General features: G+C 63.5%; 14 protein-coding genes and 1 tRNA gene. 5 read left to right on the forward strand and 10 right to left on the reverse strand.

What is annotated here, in order from left to right:
- Window positions 1–77 precede the first annotated feature (77 nt).
- Window positions 78–746, forward strand: a complete 669-nt coding sequence (locus NKJ18_RS02565; protein WP_023671926.1) for a DUF1007 family protein — start codon at window positions 78–80, stop codon at window positions 744–746.
- A gap of 8 nt (window positions 747–754) precedes the next feature.
- A complete protein-coding gene (locus NKJ18_RS02570; protein WP_502906152.1) occupies window positions 755–1,927 on the forward strand; it encodes a nickel/cobalt transporter in 1,173 nt (390 codons plus the stop codon).
- 10 nt (window positions 1,928–1,937) lie between these two features.
- Here NKJ18_RS02570 and denD read toward each other — a convergent pair whose 3' ends face one another.
- Genes denD through NKJ18_RS02590 form a run of 4 tightly spaced genes read right to left on the reverse strand, consistent with a single transcriptional unit; the run spans window position 1,938 to window position 4,871 of the window.
- On the reverse strand, window positions 1,938–2,921 hold the full coding sequence (denD, locus tag NKJ18_RS02575) for a D-erythronate dehydrogenase (RefSeq protein ID WP_352757765.1): 984 nt from the start codon (window positions 2,919–2,921) through the stop codon (window positions 1,938–1,940).
- An 11-nt stretch (window positions 2,922–2,932) separates the two neighbouring features.
- Window positions 2,933–3,139 carry a hypothetical protein gene (locus tag NKJ18_RS02580; RefSeq protein ID WP_023686390.1) on the reverse strand — a complete coding sequence of 69 codons (207 nt, stop codon included), beginning with the start codon at window positions 3,137–3,139 and terminating at the stop codon, window positions 2,933–2,935.
- Between the two features lie 58 nt (window positions 3,140–3,197).
- Complete coding sequence (locus NKJ18_RS02585; RefSeq protein WP_023714027.1) at window positions 3,198–4,169, reverse strand: cation diffusion facilitator family transporter; 972 nt, start codon at window positions 4,167–4,169, stop codon at window positions 3,198–3,200.
- Window positions 4,170–4,184: 15 nt separating this feature from the next.
- Window positions 4,185–4,871, reverse strand: a complete 687-nt coding sequence (locus NKJ18_RS02590; protein ID WP_023701049.1) for a GNAT family N-acetyltransferase — start codon at window positions 4,869–4,871, stop codon at window positions 4,185–4,187.
- Window positions 4,872–4,954: 83 nt separating this feature from the next.
- On the opposite strand from NKJ18_RS02590, the gene NKJ18_RS02595 reads away from it, so the two are divergent.
- Window positions 4,955–6,139 carry a pyridoxal phosphate-dependent aminotransferase gene (locus NKJ18_RS02595; protein ID WP_352757766.1) on the forward strand — a complete coding sequence of 395 codons (1,185 nt, stop codon included), beginning with the start codon at window positions 4,955–4,957 and terminating at the stop codon, window positions 6,137–6,139.
- Between the two features lie 12 nt (window positions 6,140–6,151).
- On the opposite strand, the gene NKJ18_RS02600 is transcribed toward NKJ18_RS02595, so the two are convergent.
- Window positions 6,152–6,913 (reverse strand): SDR family oxidoreductase, encoded by a 762-nt coding sequence (locus NKJ18_RS02600; RefSeq protein ID WP_352510391.1) that lies wholly within the window; start codon window positions 6,911–6,913, stop codon window positions 6,152–6,154.
- Between the two features lie 332 nt (window positions 6,914–7,245).
- Window positions 7,246–7,983 (reverse strand): tellurite resistance TerB family protein, encoded by a 738-nt coding sequence (locus NKJ18_RS02605; protein WP_023671935.1) that lies wholly within the window; start codon window positions 7,981–7,983, stop codon window positions 7,246–7,248.
- A gap of 203 nt (window positions 7,984–8,186) precedes the next feature.
- On the opposite strand from NKJ18_RS02605, the gene NKJ18_RS02610 reads away from it, so the two are divergent.
- Entirely contained in the window at window positions 8,187–8,549 is a 363-nt protein-coding gene (locus NKJ18_RS02610) for a YybH family protein (RefSeq protein ID WP_352510390.1), read from the forward strand.
- A 23-nt stretch (window positions 8,550–8,572) separates the two neighbouring features.
- Here NKJ18_RS02610 and trhO read toward each other — a convergent pair whose 3' ends face one another.
- Window positions 8,573–9,499 carry an oxygen-dependent tRNA uridine(34) hydroxylase TrhO gene (trhO, locus tag NKJ18_RS02615; protein WP_352666880.1) on the reverse strand — a complete coding sequence of 309 codons (927 nt, stop codon included), beginning with the start codon at window positions 9,497–9,499 and terminating at the stop codon, window positions 8,573–8,575.
- Between the two features lie 174 nt (window positions 9,500–9,673).
- On the opposite strand from trhO, the gene NKJ18_RS02620 reads away from it, so the two are divergent.
- Window positions 9,674–10,312 carry a 2-dehydro-3-deoxy-phosphogluconate aldolase gene (locus NKJ18_RS02620; RefSeq protein ID WP_023701045.1) on the forward strand — a complete coding sequence of 213 codons (639 nt, stop codon included), beginning with the start codon at window positions 9,674–9,676 and terminating at the stop codon, window positions 10,310–10,312.
- 136 nt (window positions 10,313–10,448) lie between these two features.
- On the opposite strand, the gene NKJ18_RS02625 is transcribed toward NKJ18_RS02620, so the two are convergent.
- From NKJ18_RS02625 to NKJ18_RS02635, 3 genes are all read right to left on the reverse strand, one after another.
- Window positions 10,449–10,522, reverse strand: a tRNA-Gln gene (locus tag NKJ18_RS02625).
- Between the two features lie 120 nt (window positions 10,523–10,642).
- Complete coding sequence (gene mepK / locus NKJ18_RS02630) at window positions 10,643–12,469, reverse strand: peptidoglycan L,D-endopeptidase MepK (protein WP_023728404.1); 1,827 nt, start codon at window positions 12,467–12,469, stop codon at window positions 10,643–10,645.
- Between the two features lie 388 nt (window positions 12,470–12,857).
- The gene (locus NKJ18_RS02635; RefSeq protein WP_352757767.1) at window positions 12,858–14,396 is read right to left on the reverse strand and encodes a sigma-54-dependent transcriptional regulator; all 1,539 of its coding nucleotides are present in this window, start codon (window positions 14,394–14,396) and stop codon (window positions 12,858–12,860) included.
- Between the last annotated feature and the right edge of the window lie 86 nt (window positions 14,397–14,482).

Genomic DNA, 14,482 nt, shown 5'->3' on the forward strand with positions numbered 1-14,482 from the left:
GTGCCGCGGTCCCAATTTCGCCCCGTTTCTGGTAACCTCTCGAAATCTCTCCGAGGCCGATGGAACAGCGACCGAGAATGCATCTGAAACGGCACGCAATCATGCTGGCTTCGGCCCTGGCGACGACTTTTGCCTCCGTCGGAGCGGCTGGCGCGCATCCTCATGTCTTCGCCGAGGCCCGCCTCGACGTGATCCTCTCGCCGGATCACCAAAGTGTGAAAGCGCTGCGTCACCTCTGGCGTTTCGATGATCTGTTTTCGAGTACGGTGATGATGGAGTTCGACAAGAACTCCGACCTGAAGCTTGACGACAAGGAGCTGAAGGATGTCGCCGACACAGTTCATGCCTCGCTGGCCGAATTCAACTATTTCCAGCTCGTCACCGTCGACGGCAAGGACGTGCCTATGACGCCGCCACCGCATCTGATGGCCAATTTCGACAACGACCAGTTGATCATCCTGTTCGAATCCGAACCCAAGGTGCCGATCAAGCTCGCCGGCAAGATCGATTTCGGCGTCTACGATCCAACCTTCTACACAGCGATCGACTTCACCGAGGATAGCAACATCACGGTGGAAGGCCTGCCCTCGAACTGCACCAAGAGCGTCATCCGGCCTGATCCAGACGAGGCGATCAAGGAAAACCAGAAGACCCTGACGGACGCGTTCTTCAACGACCCGACAGGCACCGACATGAGCAAGATCTTCGCCACCAAGCTCGAACTGAATTGCCCGCCAGAAGGATAGATCCGGTGATGAAACCGTCCCTGCGTTTGGCATTCGGCCTCGTGGCCGCTGCCCTGCTGATGACGCACTTTCTCGGGCAGGCCCATGCCCAGAGCTCACTCGGCATCGGCGTCAATGACGGCATGGCGCCCACCACCGGCCCGTTCGCCCACATCCTGATGTGGATCAATCTGCGCCAGCAGGAATTCTACCGCGCATTGGCCACGGCGATGAAAGCAATGCGCGAGGACGGCAGCAAGATGTGGCTGCTGATCGGCCTGTCCTTCGCCTACGGCATTTTCCACGCCGCCGGCCCCGGCCACGGCAAGGCGGTGATCTCGTCCTACATGGTGGCCAATGAAGTGGCGCTCAGGCGCGGTATCCTGCTGTCCTTCGTCTCGGCGCTGCTGCAGGGCCTGACCGCGATCCTGGTGATGCTGCTTGCCTATTTCGTCCTGCGCGGCACCGCGATCTCGATGACCGACGCAGCCTGGTTCATGGAGATCATGAGCTATGTCTTCGTCACTTTGTTCGGCGCCTGGCTGCTGTGGCGCAAGCTTGGGCCCACGGTCCAGCGCTGGTTCGGCAGGGCGCCCGCCTACAGCCTGTCGGCAGCCCACGCCGGTCATTCCCATGGCGGCCATTCGCATGCCGCTCACAGCCACGCGGCGCATGCGCATTCGCATGCCTTGCATGTGCATCACGACCATTCGCATGATCATCACGATCACGCTGCGCACGACCACGACACACACGATCATTCCCATCACGACCACGCTCATCACGATCACGCCGCTCACGATCACCCAGCCGGCGAAGTCTGTGGTACGTGCGGCCACTCACATGCGCCCGATCCGGCGCTGCTGTCGGGCGACCGCTTCGACTGGCGCACGGCCTGGTCGGCAGTAGCCGCCGTCGGCATCCGCCCCTGCTCCGGCGCGCTGATTGTGCTGAGCTTCGCTTTGCTCAACGGCCTGTGGCTCGGCGGCCTGCTCTCGGTGCTGGCGATGTCGATTGGAACCGCCATCACAGTCTCGGCGCTGGCAACGATCGCAGTCACCGCCAAGAACTGGGCGGTCTATTTCGCCGGCGATGGCCGCATGGGCAACCGCATTCACACATTCGTCGAGATCGGCGGCGCCGCCTTCGTCTTCCTGTTCGGACTGTTGCTGTTGTCGGCGAGCCTGTCCGGAACTGTATGACCTCGGCGGGTCAGGCCTGACCCGCGATCTTTCCGCCCAGCTCATCCTCGATATGCGCGCGGATGATTTCATCGAAACTTTTTTCGGCGCTGAAGCCGAGGTCTCTTGACCGTCGCGCCTCGAAGCGCGTCGGCCAACCCTTGACGATCGCCCAGATCGTCTCGTCGGGCTCCTCACGGATCAGGCTCGCCACCTTGGTGCCCGCAATGCGTTCCAGCGCCTCGATCTGCTCGCCGACGGTGACGGCAACGCCCGGCATGGTGAGGTTGCGGCGTGGCCCGACGGCGGCACTGTCGATCCCGGCGGCATGGATCAGGAAACCGACCGCCGAGCGCGGACTGGCATGGGTGTGTAGCACCGAGCGAGGCACCGGCAGGATCGCCTCCTGCCCGGCGAGCGGCTCGCGGATGATGCCGGAGAAAAAGCCCGAAGCCGCCTTGTTCGGCTTGCCCGGCCGCACACAGATGGTCGGCAGCCTTATGCCGATGCCGTCGAAGAAGCCGCGCCTGGAATAGTCGGCCAGCAGCGCCTCGCTCATCTGCTTCTGGGTGCCGTAGGAGGTCAGCGGCGTCGGGTGGAAATCGTCCGGGATCACATCCGGGAACGGCGCGCCGAACACCGCAATCGACGAGGTGAAGACCAGACGCGGCGCAAAGCCTGCCAGCCGCACCGCGTCGAACAGCGCTCGTGTGCCGTCGAGATTGACGCGGTAGCCGAGATCGAAATTGGCTTCCGCCTCACCCGACACGATGCCGGCGAGATGGAACATGACATCAGGGCGTGAGGCGACCAGGCTCTCGGCAGCACCGGCGTCGGCAAGGTCGCCGGTATGCGTGGCGATGCTGACGCCGTCCATCGCCGGCGCCTGCGGCGGCACGATGTCGTGCAGGTCGAGCCCGGTGATCTTGCGGCCGTTGAGCGTGCCGTCCTTAGCCAGCCGATCGACAAGTTTGCGGCCGACCATGCCGGCGGCGCCAGTAATCAGGATGCGCATTTCAAAGCCTCTTATTTGCCCTTGTTCTGGCTGCGACCCCGCAACCAGAACACCAGAAAGAATGCCAGCACGAAGGCGATGCCGACGATGCCGGCAAGTACGGTCGAGACATTGCCGACGGCCAGCATCACGGTCGGCAGATAGAACGCCGCGATGCCGAACAGCAGCATGATCCAGGCTGCGGCAATCAGCGCGTTTCGCGTGTCGCGGTCCATCATGCCGTCCCACCACAGCGGGAACTCGTCAACTCGGATGCCAATGCCATGAAATTCCCTGTCAGTGATAATGGCCGTGATGCGGTGGCGCACCATGGTCGTGGTCATGATCGTGCTCGTCACGGCTGTCGGCGCACTGGCCGAATTCCGGTTCAACCGTGGCGTGGCTGATGCCGTGTTCGGCGGCGAGCCGCTTCTTGATGGCGCTGACCGCCTGGTGCGGATCGACGCCATCGTTGAGGCAGGCATGCAGCGTCGCCATGTTGCTGGACCCGTCGAGCGACCAGACATGCATGTGATGCACTTCGCGCACGCCGTTGACGGTGCCGGCAATGTCCTTGGCGATGAGGTCGCGGTCGAGGCTTGCCGGTACGCCTTCGAGAAGGACGTGGGCGGCTTCGCGCATCAACGACCATGCGGTGGACAGGATCAGCACCGAGACCAGCACCGACAGAATCGGGTCGATCGGCGTCCAGCCGGTGGCCAGGATGACCAGCGCCGCCACGATCGCCGCCGCCGAACCGAGCAGGTCGCCCAGCACATGCAGGATGGCGCCGCGCATGTTGAGGCTGTCGTGGTCGCCGCCATGCAGCACGAAGAACGAGGCGAAGTTTACCAGAAGGCCGGCGATCGCCACCACCAGCATCGGCCCGCCCAGCACCGGCGCCGGCGTCATCAGCCGGCCCCAGGCTTCGTAGACGATCCACAAAGCAATGGCGAAGATGGCGATGCCGTTGGTGTAGGCGACCAGCGTCTTGACCCGGCCGAAACCATAGGTCAGGCGCACTGTCGCCGGCCGTCCGCCAAGATGGAAGGCGTACCAGGCAAGGCCAAGCGCGATCGAGTCGGCGAGCATGTGGCCGGCGTCGGCCAGCAGCGCCAGTGATCCCGTCAAAAGGCCGCCAAGCACTTCGGCCACCATGAAGCCGGCGGTCAGGCAGGCTGCGATCAGCACACGCTTCTTGTCGGTCGAGCCATGCACGTGGCCGGCGCCATGCCCAGCATGCGAACCATGATCATGGCTGTGCGCCATCGGAAAAAACTCCTGTTACGCGCCGAACTCGGCGCGGAAATCCTCGAGCCGCCGCTTCTGCCGGCCTTCGCCATCGAAATTGGCGGGATCGAGCCATGCCTCATAGGCTTTGCGCAGCGCCGGCCATTCCTTGTCGATGATCGAGTACCATGCGGTATCGCGGTTTTCACCCTTGACCACAAGATGCTGGCGGAAAATGCCCTCGAACTTGAAGCCGAACCGTTCCGCCGCGCGCTTTGACGGCTCGTTGCGGTTGTTGCATTTCCACTCGTAGCGGCGATAGCCGAGCCCGTCGAAAATGTACTTCATGAACAGGAACTGCGCCTCGGTCGCTGCCGGCTTGCGCGAGATCAGCGGCCCCCAATAGATGTTGCCGATCTCGATGACGCCATAGGTGGGATCGATGCGCATCAGCGTCTGTCGCCCGGCGACCTTGCCGCTGGCCTTGTCGATGACGGTGAAGAACAGCGGATCCTCGCTCGCCTCGACCTTGTCCAGCCATGGCTGGAAATCGGCGCGGGTTTGCGGCGGGTAGTCGGGCAGCCAGGCAAAGCGTCCATCGATGTCGGGCACGGACGACGCCTCGTACAACCCATCGCCGTGCTTTTCGGCGCTCAGCGGTTCGAGCCGGACATAGCGGCCGTCAATGGGCTTGCGCTCGGGCCGCGGACGCGCTTGCCAATCTTTGAGATTTTCCGACACGCAAAACTCCAATCCGTTTGACTTTTGTGAGCAGACGCTCACAAAAACGCGACCTAACAGCAAGAACCACACGGACGGGAAAAATGCTCCACACGATTTCGGCCTTCGACCGTCTCGGCGAGGAAAACGCCTTTGCCGTGCTGGCGCGGGCGACCGCACTGGCTCAACAGGGCCGCGACATCGTCAATCTCGGCATCGGCCAGCCCGACTTCAAAACGCCGCAGCACATTGTCGAGGCCGCGATCAAGGCGCTGCGCGACGGCCACCATGGCTACACCCCGGCCAATGGCCTGCTGGCGACGCGCGAAGCGGTGGTGCGGCGCACGCTGACCACCACCGGCGTCGAGGTCTCGCCCGAGAATGTAATGATCCTGCCCGGCGGCAAGCCGACCATGTTCGCGGCCATCTTGATGTTCGGCGAACCCGGCGCCGAGATCCTCTATCCAGACCCAGGCTTTCCGATCTACCGCTCGATGATCGAGTTCACCGGCGCCGCGCCCATTCCGGTGCCGAGCCGCGAGGAGAACGGCTTTGCCTTCTCGGCAGAAGAGACGCTGGCGCTGATCACGTCGAAGACCAGACTGCTAATCCTCAACTCACCGGCCAACCCGACCGGCGGCGTCACGCCGCGCGCCGAGATCGAGAAGCTGGTGAAGGGACTGCAAGCGCATCCGCAGGTCGCTATCCTCTCCGACGAAATCTACGACGTCATGACCTATGACGGCGAGACGCATTTTTCGCTGCTCAATTTTCCGGAAATTCGCGACCGGCTGATCGTACTCAACGGCTGGTCGAAGACATGGGCGATGACCGGCTGGCGCATGGGCTGGTCGATCTGGCCGAATGGCGACAAGGGCGGGCATCTCTACGACAAGGTCCGCAAGCTGGCGGTCAATTGCTGGTCCTGCGTCAACGCGCCGAGCCAGTTCGCCGGCATCGCCGCCATCGACGGCCCGCAGGACGATGTCGACAAGATGATGCGCGCCTTCGACAACCGCAGGAAGATCGTGGTCGAGGGGCTGAACGCGCTGCCCGGCGTCTCCTGCATTACGCCCAAGGGCGCATTCTATGCCTTCCCGAATGTTTCGAAGACCGGCTGGAAGGCCAAGAAGCTCGCCTCGGCACTGCTCGAGGAGGCCGGCGTGGCGCTGATCGGCGGCCCCGATTTCGGCATTCTCGGCGAAGGCTACATCAGGCTTTCCTACGCCAATTCCGAAGAGAACATCTTGCACGCGCTGGAGCGGATCGAGGCGTTTTTGAAGAAGTAGGCCTTCGGCTGTTCACCCACGCCCCACGAACGGCATCTTGGTCGCCATCACCGTCATGAACAGCACGTTGGCGTCGAGCGGCAGGCTGGCCATGTGGACGACGGCGTCGGCGACGCGCTGGACGTCCATCACCGCCTCGGCGGCGATGGTGCCATTGGCCTGCGGCACGCCGACCGTCATGGCATGCGCCATATCGGTCAGCGCGTTGCCTATGTCGATCTGGCCGCAGGCGATATCATAGGGCCGGCCGTCGAGCGCCAGCGTCTTGGTCAGCCCCGATATGGCGTGCTTGGTCGCGGTATAGGGCACCGAGCCCGGCCGCGGCGCATAGGCCGAGACCGAACCGTTGTTGATGATGCGGCCGCCCATCGGCTTTTGCTTGCGCATGGCGCCGAAGGCGGCGCGGGCGCACAGGAAGGATCCGGTGAGATTGACGCCGACAATATCGTTCCAAACCTCGACCGGTATCTCGTCAATCGGCGTCGACTTGTAGCTCATGCCGGCATTGTTGAAGAGCAGGTCGACGCGGCCGAAGGCTGCGGCCACCGTCTCGAACAGATCATCGACTTCGCCGGCCTTGCTGATGTCGCAGGCAACCGCCAGCGCCTTGGCGTCCGTTTTCCCGGCTTCGGTAATGGCGGCATCGAGCACCGCTTTGCGGCGGCCGCAAAACACCGTGTTCCAGCCCGCCTTCACCAGTGCCGTGGCGACGCTCTTGCCGATGCCGGTGCCGGCGCCGGTGACGATGGCGGTTTTCTCTGGGAAGGCTGTCATGGATTTTGCTCCTGCGCGCCGCGCATCCCGGCACAGATCGGGGTGCATCCGAATGCACCGACCCATCGCAAATGAAGGCGATCATGGCAAGTCGGACACTAATGCATGTCGCTCAAAAGTGGCCCCGGTTCTGAGAGAACGACATGCATCAGGACAAAAACATGAAGCGCCACGCGCTTTATGTGATCGGTCCGACAAAAAGGGCGGTCATTGGCGACCGCCCCCTGATCTGAACCGGGCTTGGGAGGAGGAAAAGCCGATCCGACTGACTAAAATCATGCGCTTCCTCGGTAAACGAGCAGTTAACGCTTTTCCCGCCGCGGCTGCGTTGTCTACCAGCGCGGGTTCGGCGCCGTGCCTGACGGAACCGGCACCTTGGCCGCCGACACCGTCGCCTCGACATGATCGACGAGCGCATCCGGCAGGCCGAGCCGGCCGGCGAGCAGGTCGAGATAGCCGCGTTCGGCGCGCGTATCGGGGTCGATCGTCAGTCGCGACGCCGTGTAGAGCTCGAGCCTCTGCTCATCGGTCTTGGCGCCTGCGACCAGCGTATCGAGGTCGAGCGGGCTATCCAGCTCGGCCATCAGAAACTTTTCCGCTTCCGTGCCGATGCCGGCCAGACTGAGCTTGCCGGCGATCTTTTGGCGTTCCGCGTCATCGACATGGCCATCGGCCTTGGCCGCCGAGATCATCGCCCGCACCAGGGTCAGCGTGAACTCGTCCTCCCCCTGTGGCGCCTGTGAAGGATGAAAGCCGGTGTCGGCGGGCGGCGGCAGCAATTCCGGCTGGCCGGCCGCCGGCGCCTGCTCGGGTGCATTGCCGGCCTTGTAATTCTGGTAGGCCTTGTAGGCGAGACCGCCGATCGCAGCCAGTCCGCCGAGCTTCACGGCCGTGCCGGTGACCTGCCGTCCCGTGCCGGTTCCAAGCAGCACCGCGGCCAGCGCACCGGCGGCCAGCGGATTGTCCTTGGCCATCTGCACAGCCTGCCCGGCCTTGTCGCGAACGGTGCCGGTTGTGCCGGGAACTTGCGAGCCGAGCAGATCGTCGAGAAGCTTCTTGGGGTCGAACATGGTGCCTCCAGAAAGGGCCCGCACCAACGTGGACGGGCAGGTTTTGGACGTTGCAGACGTAGGTCCCGCACACTGACATTACAATGACGGAGGCGCGCTTTGCTATCGGCGCCGGCAATGCCGCAAATCGGTGATCCGTGTGTCGATACCGGTCTCGGCTTGCGCTAATGTCGCCGCCGCATTGCCGAGGGAGGAACCTTGCTGTGACCGATCAACCTGGCCGGGAACCGGCGCGCGATCCGCAGGATCTGGAACGTTTGTTGATCGACCGGCAATGGGCGGGAGACATTGAGGGCATGGTAGCGCTGTTCGAACCCGATGCCGTCATCGACACCGGAGCAGCCGAATTGACGCGTGGCCATGAGGCGATCCGCGCTTTGTTCGAAGCCTTTGCCGCGAGCTGGCGAAAATTCCAGCGCGGCGAGCAGCGCCCGGCGGCCATTAACGGCGACCTCGCGTTGACGTCGACCAGGCTTGCCGACGGCTCGATAACCTCAGAGGTCGCGCGCCGGCAGGCCGACGGCACATGGCTGTGGGTGATCGACCGCTATTCTGTCGTGTGGTGATCCAGTCAGGGCGTCGGCGGCACTTAACTGCCGATATGTCCCCTGCCCTGCGCCTGCGCAAGTTCGACCTGGCGCTGGCGCTCGGCATAGCGGGTGCGATCCTCATCCGAGCGTGCCTCGTAGCAATGCGGGCATGACACGCCGGTGGAAAAATGCGGCGACAGCCGGTTCTCCGGCGTCAGCGGATGCCGGCAGGCGCGGCAGAGTTCGGCCTCGCCTTCGGTCAACCCATGCGACACCGAGACCCGCTCGTCGAAGACGAAACACTCGCCCTGCCACAGGCTGTCTTCGGCCGGCACCTCTTCAAGATATCTGAGGATGCCGCCCTTGAGATGGAACACATCCTCGAAGCCTAGCGACTTCACATAGGCCGTCGCCTTTTCGCAGCGGATGCCGCCGGTGCAGAACATCGCAACCTTGCGGCCGTCGAGTTGGTCGCGGTGTTTTTCCACCCAGGCCGGGAATTCGCGAAAGCTCGACGTGCGCGGGTCCACCGCGCCCTCGAACGTGCCGATCGACACTTCGTACGCGTTGCGTGTGTCGATGACGATGGTGCCGGGGTCCGAGATCAGCGCGTTCCAGTCGGCCGGCGCGACATAGGTCCCCGCACCCGTCGCCGGGTCGAGGTCTTCGACGCCCATGGTGACGATCTCGCGCTTCAGCCGCACTTTCATGCGATGGAACGGCATTTCGGCGGCAGTGCTGTATTTGACCTCGAGATCGGCAAGACCCTCGATGGCCTCGAGATAAGCGATCAGGTCGGCTATGTCGGTTTCGCTGCCGGCGACCGTGCCGTTAATGCCCTCCTGCGCCAGAAGCAGCGTGCCCTTGATGCCGCGCCCGCAGGAGAAGGCGGCAAGCGGCGTGCGCAAGACCCGCAGCGCGTCGAAGTCGCCCAGCCTCGCAAATTTGTAGAGCGCGGCGACGCGCACGGGTTCATGGTTGGTCATCGCCAAGCCACTAGACCGTGGTCAAAGCGGATTCAAGGCAGAGCTAAAGACACTTCGTCGGTATTCGCCCGCAGGCTCGTTGGCCGACATGTGACATCGCGGCAGGCCGGGTTTCGTGGACTCGGAATCGGCCTTCTGCTAATCGGTTGAAATCACCTAGGGAGAGACAAGCCAATGCTCAGCAAGACCGAAACGCTCCTGTCGCTGCTCAATGGCCAGCCGGTCATTCCGGTGCTGAAGATCGCCAATGTCGCGGACGCCGTCCCGCTCGCCCGGGCGCTGGCCGCCGGCGGCCTGCCGGCAATCGAGATCACGTTGAGAACCGCCGATGCGCTGGAAGCGATCCGCCGCGTCGCCGGTGAGGTCGAGGGCGCCATTGTCGGCGCCGGCACAATTCTCGATGCCAAGCAGTTCGACGAGGCAGCGGCCGCTGGCTCGAAATTCATCGTCAGCCCCGGCATCACGCGAGAGTTGCTGGCGGCGGCCAAGGACAGCGACGTTCCCTTGCTGCCCGGTGCCATCACGCCCGGCGAGATCATGGCTGCCCGCGAGGCCGGCCTGCGGTTCCTGAAATTCTTCCCGGCCGAACAATCCGGCGGCATCGCCTCGCTGAAGGCCTTTGCCTCGCCGCTGGCCGACGTGAAATTCTGCCCGACCGGCGGCATCTCGGCCAAGAACGCGGCCGACTATCTCAGCCTGTCCAACGTTATCTGCGTCGGCGGCTCGTGGGTGGCGCCGGACGAGTTGGTCAAGGCCGGCAAGTGGGATGAGATCGAGGCGCTCGCACAGACCGCGAGCAAGCTCGGAAAATAACCTCCGCTACTTTATCTTTGCGCAATCCCAAGGGAAGCGCTCCGCGCTTTCCCGGGAAAATCACAGTGTTCCCGGAACTGCACTCGGCACAAAAACCCGCCAGCTGCGCCGCCGGGTTTGCTACGCGTTGAGATTTTGGTTCCCGCTCATGGGCTCGAACCACGATTCACGCCTTCAAAGGGCGCTGTCCTACCATTAGACGAAGCGGGAATGCAGTTTGGTGGTTAGCATTCTGTGGCGATGGAAGCCAGTGCTCGATATCTCGCTAGAAGCAAAAGCCGCACGGCTTGCCCAGCGCGGCTTCGATTTCGATATTGACCGGGTCACGCCCTACTTCGTCTGGAAGCGGGCGACCGAAAGGAATTTTACGGCATTGCCGGTGAAGCGGTTGGCATCGGCCATCTGGTTGTCCGCCTGGAAGCCTGCGGTGTAGACCTCGCTCGGCGGCGTATGCACGATGTTGTAGGCATAGCGCGGCGCTGTCGTCGGGCTGGAAACGGTGGCGATGTTGTCGCCGCTGCTCAGCGCCCAGCGGGCCGCCTGCGGTTCGGCCGCCACCACCACTGCCTTCGGTCCTGGCTTCAGGTCGCGGGCCGAAGCCCTGGCTTCCTTGCGTGTCGTCTTGACGCCGGCGCCGATCACCGAGGCTGGATCGGTACCGGCGGGACGGGCAGCAATAGCGCCGCGCGGCGATGCGGCATCGACACCTGACGGATCGTTGAACGCCGAGCGCGGCTCAAGCGACGCAACCTGATAGTCGTCGGTAGCACCGGCTGTATCGGCGGCGCTGGCCTGTTCGAGAACCGCCTTGACCTCGTCCGGACGCTGCGACGGCAGCACCGAGAACGCGTCGGTTGCGGTCTGCTTGTGGGCAGCCGTATCGGCCAGCGCCAGCAGAACGCCCTTGTCCTGCGGCGCAAGCTCAGCCGGCGGCGAAGAGCGGTCGGGACGCCAGGTCGGCAACGGGACGTTGACCGCGACCTGCGCCGGAGCGGCAGCTTGATCGGCCCCCTGGTCGGCATTGCTCGCATCGGCCGTGCCGAACGGCACATTGGCCGGCGCCTGCGCCGTCGCCACCGTCTGTTCGGTGGTGGCATCGGCCACGCCGAACGGCACGGTCTCAGGTTGTTGCGCGCCGACATCGGCCTTCGGCCGCGGTGCGAAAGCGGGCAGCGGCACTTCCTTGGCGGGCAGCGCGGCGATGATCGTCTCCGGCGTGTCCTGCGGCTCCGAATCGTCAGCGCTGTCGTCGGCAAGCTGCGGAATGTTGGCGCGCTTGGCGTTCTGCGGCGACACGATCGCGATGCCAGGCAGATTGCTGTTGTTGTTGCTCGTGGCAGCCAGCACCGGCTTCACGCTTCTCGGCGGCGGCGCGGCGGTAGCAACATCGGCGCTGTCGTCGGCTTCGTCTTCACCGCCACCGCCAAAGAACGCGGACAGGAAGCCACCGGATTTCTTGGTGCTGCCGCCTGCGCTGGCCATCATGATGGCAGGAGAACCGGCGCCCTTGCGCGCCTTGTAGGAGGCGAGCGCTTGGTCATAACCCGGCAACGGCCTGCCGTCGCTCGGCACATGCAGCGTCTTGCCATTGGGGAACAGGCTGACCAGTTCCTGGCGGCTGATGCCTGGCCAATGCCGCACATTGCCGACGTCCATGTGGACGAAGGGCGAACCCGACGACGGATAGTAGCCGACGCCGCCGCCCTGCATCTTCAGGCCGATGTTGCGCAGCTTTTTCAGCGGCACACCCGGAATGTAGAAGTCCATCGCCTTGCCCAGCATATGCTGGCTTTCCTTGGCGACACCGCGGCTGCGGCTGCGCAGCATCGAATTAGTCGACGGCGAGCGATAGCCGCAAACGACCTGGATGTAGTCGGTGGCGCCGGCCTGCCGGTAAGCTTCCCACACCAGATCGAGCAGGCGCGGATCCATCTTGGTCGGTTCGTTGCGACGCCAGTCGCGCAGGATGATGTTGATCTTCCTGAGGCCTGCCGGATCGTAGCGGCCATTGCGCTTGTAGACGATCTCGGCCTTTTCGTGCGTGTGGAGGTGATAGAGCTTGAGCGAGCGCGTTTCAGCGCTGGCGCCGGCAGCAGTTGCGGCGAGGAAAGCGAACGCAACGATCAACGCTGCCAGCCATCTCGGCCAGACGCCCATGTGATCGCGCCGCCCGTTTCTGTGTCGTTCGACTTTGTTCAAATCAAAAGGCCTTGCAGGCTGCCGTTTGTCCCCGGATTTGTCCAAACGGATGCGTGGTTCTCACATCCGAATATCGATCCTAATGGTTAATCATCGCTTATTGAAGCCGAAATGCGGTAACACCGTGGCGATATCCCGTCAAAATAATACACAGGATTTCTTGGTAAACTGCTGGTTTAGATCAAGATTCAGCCTTTTCCCGCTACACGATCTGTTACCGCTGGCCTTAATGCGTGAACAACGCTGTCCGCATCAGCCATATTCCCGCCCCAACCCTTATGCAGCGCCGGATGTGGCATGGCAAGCTGGTCCCGGCCTTGCGTTGGCAAGCTGTGGAATTCGGCGTTCAGGAGGCAAGGCGGTCGAGGCGGCCGGTTTCCGGGTCGATGCCGTATTCCTTGAGCTTGCGGTAGAGCGTCGAGCGGCCGATGCCGAGACGCCGTGCGACCTCGCTCATCTGGCCGTTATAATGGTCGATGGCGAGCTTGATCATTTCGAGTTCGACATCGGCCAGCGCACGCACATTGCCACGCTCGTCCAGCGCCCGCAGCGTGCCGAAACGCTGAAGCAGCCTCGCCGGAGGGGCGGGCTCGGCAGCTGCAGTACCGGCGTCGTCAGTCTGCGCGCCACCGCCTTGCGATCCGGTGCTCAAGGCCATGCCGGGGTCCGACAAGGACGCATCGGCGTGGAGATTGACGGTGCCGTCGACCTGCGCCCGGATCTGCGGAAATTCGTCAGTCGTGAGCACATCGCCTTCGGCAAGCACCGAGGCCCTGAACACGGCGTTTTCCAGCTGCCTGATGTTTCCCGGCCAATCATAGGCCTGCAGCATGGCCAGTGCGGCATCCGAGATGCCGTGCAGGCGATTGCCCGCCGGCGCCACCTTGTCCATGAAATGCTTGACCAGATAGGGGATGTCGTCGCGGCGGTCGCGCAGCGGCGGCACGACGATCGGGTAAACGTTGAGCCGGTAGAACAGGTCCTCGCGAAACTTGCCGTCCTTGACCTGCTGCAGAAGGTTGCGGTGCGTGGCCGAGATCAGCCTGATGTCGACCCTGACGGTGGAACGGCCGCCGACCGGATCGACCTCGCCATCCTGCACGGCGCGCAACAGCTTGACCTGCACGTCGAGCGGCAGGTCGCCGATCTCATCCAGGAACAGGGTGCCCGAATGCGCCTCGACGAACTTGCCGGTGTGCTTTTCGGTGGCGCCGGTGAACGAACCTTTTTCGTGACCGAACAGGATCGATTCGACCAGATTGTCGGGGATGGCGCCGCAATTGACGGTGACGAACGGCTTTGTGCGGCGTTCGCCGCTGCCCTGGATGGCGCGCGCCACCAATTCCTTGCCGACGCCCGATTCGCCCTCGATCAGGATCGGGATGTTGGAGGCCGCAGCCTTCTGGCCGAGGCGGATCACCCGGTCCATCGCCGGGCTGTGCGTGATCATGTCCTTGAAGGTCAGGTGGCCGCCGCGACGCCGCGACGTGCGCTTGACCTCGTCCTCGACCGCCTCGACCTTGAGCGCGTTGCCGACCGCGGTCTGCAGCCGGTCGGGAGACGCCGGCTTGACGACAAAATCGAAAGCGCCGTGGCGCATCGCCGAAACCACCGTTTCGATGCCGCCCTGCGCAGTCTGCACGATGACGGGAACAGTGATGCCGCGCTCGCGCATCGCCTTCAGCACGCCGATGCCGTCGAGGCCCGGCATGACAAGGTCGAGGATGACTGCCGAAATATCCCTCGCATTGGGTCCGTCAAGTGCGCTCAGACCGGCCTCGCCACCATCGGCAACGATGGCGCTGTGGCCGAATTTCGTCACCGCCGCCTCGAGCAGCCGGCGCTGCACGGGATCGTCATCGACTATAAGAATGGAACCTGTCATGACTGATTTGAGTTGCCCGCCTGGGAAATTCCCATGGATCATCTTGGCACAGGGTTCTAAACAAGGTTTCAAAAAACCCGGTGAAT

Origin of the sequence: Mesorhizobium sp. M0217 (genome assembly GCF_040321955.1) — a bacterium.
Taxonomy (GTDB): Bacteria; Pseudomonadota; Alphaproteobacteria; order Rhizobiales; family Rhizobiaceae; genus Mesorhizobium.

What these genes read in the sequence shown, in the direction of transcription:
- NKJ18_RS02565 (WP_023671926.1), top strand. Translation starts at nt 78, where the DNA reads ATGCATCTGAAACGGCACGCAATCATGCTGGCTTCGGCCCTGGCGACG.
- NKJ18_RS02570 (WP_502906152.1), top strand. Translation starts at nt 755, where the DNA reads ATGAAACCGTCCCTGCGTTTGGCATTCGGCCTCGTGGCCGCTGCCCTG.
- denD (WP_352757765.1), bottom strand. Translation starts at nt 2,921, where the DNA reads ATGCGCATCCTGATTACTGGCGCCGCCGGCATGGTCGGCCGCAAACTT.
- NKJ18_RS02580 (WP_023686390.1), bottom strand. Translation starts at nt 3,139, where the DNA reads ATGATGGACCGCGACACGCGAAACGCGCTGATTGCCGCAGCCTGGATC.
- NKJ18_RS02585 (WP_023714027.1), bottom strand. Translation starts at nt 4,169, where the DNA reads ATGGCGCACAGCCATGATCATGGTTCGCATGCTGGGCATGGCGCCGGC.
- NKJ18_RS02595 (WP_352757766.1), top strand. Translation starts at nt 4,955, where the DNA reads ATGCTCCACACGATTTCGGCCTTCGACCGTCTCGGCGAGGAAAACGCC.
- NKJ18_RS02600 (WP_352510391.1), bottom strand. Translation starts at nt 6,913, where the DNA reads ATGACAGCCTTCCCAGAGAAAACCGCCATCGTCACCGGCGCCGGCACC.
- NKJ18_RS02605 (WP_023671935.1), bottom strand. Translation starts at nt 7,983, where the DNA reads ATGTTCGACCCCAAGAAGCTTCTCGACGATCTGCTCGGCTCGCAAGTT.
- trhO (WP_352666880.1), bottom strand. Translation starts at nt 9,499, where the DNA reads ATGACCAACCATGAACCCGTGCGCGTCGCCGCGCTCTACAAATTTGCG.
- NKJ18_RS02620 (WP_023701045.1), top strand. Translation starts at nt 9,674, where the DNA reads ATGCTCAGCAAGACCGAAACGCTCCTGTCGCTGCTCAATGGCCAGCCG.
- mepK (WP_023728404.1), bottom strand. Translation starts at nt 12,469, where the DNA reads ATGGGCGTCTGGCCGAGATGGCTGGCAGCGTTGATCGTTGCGTTCGCT.
- NKJ18_RS02635 (WP_352757767.1), bottom strand. Translation starts at nt 14,396, where the DNA reads ATGACAGGTTCCATTCTTATAGTCGATGACGATCCCGTGCAGCGCCGG.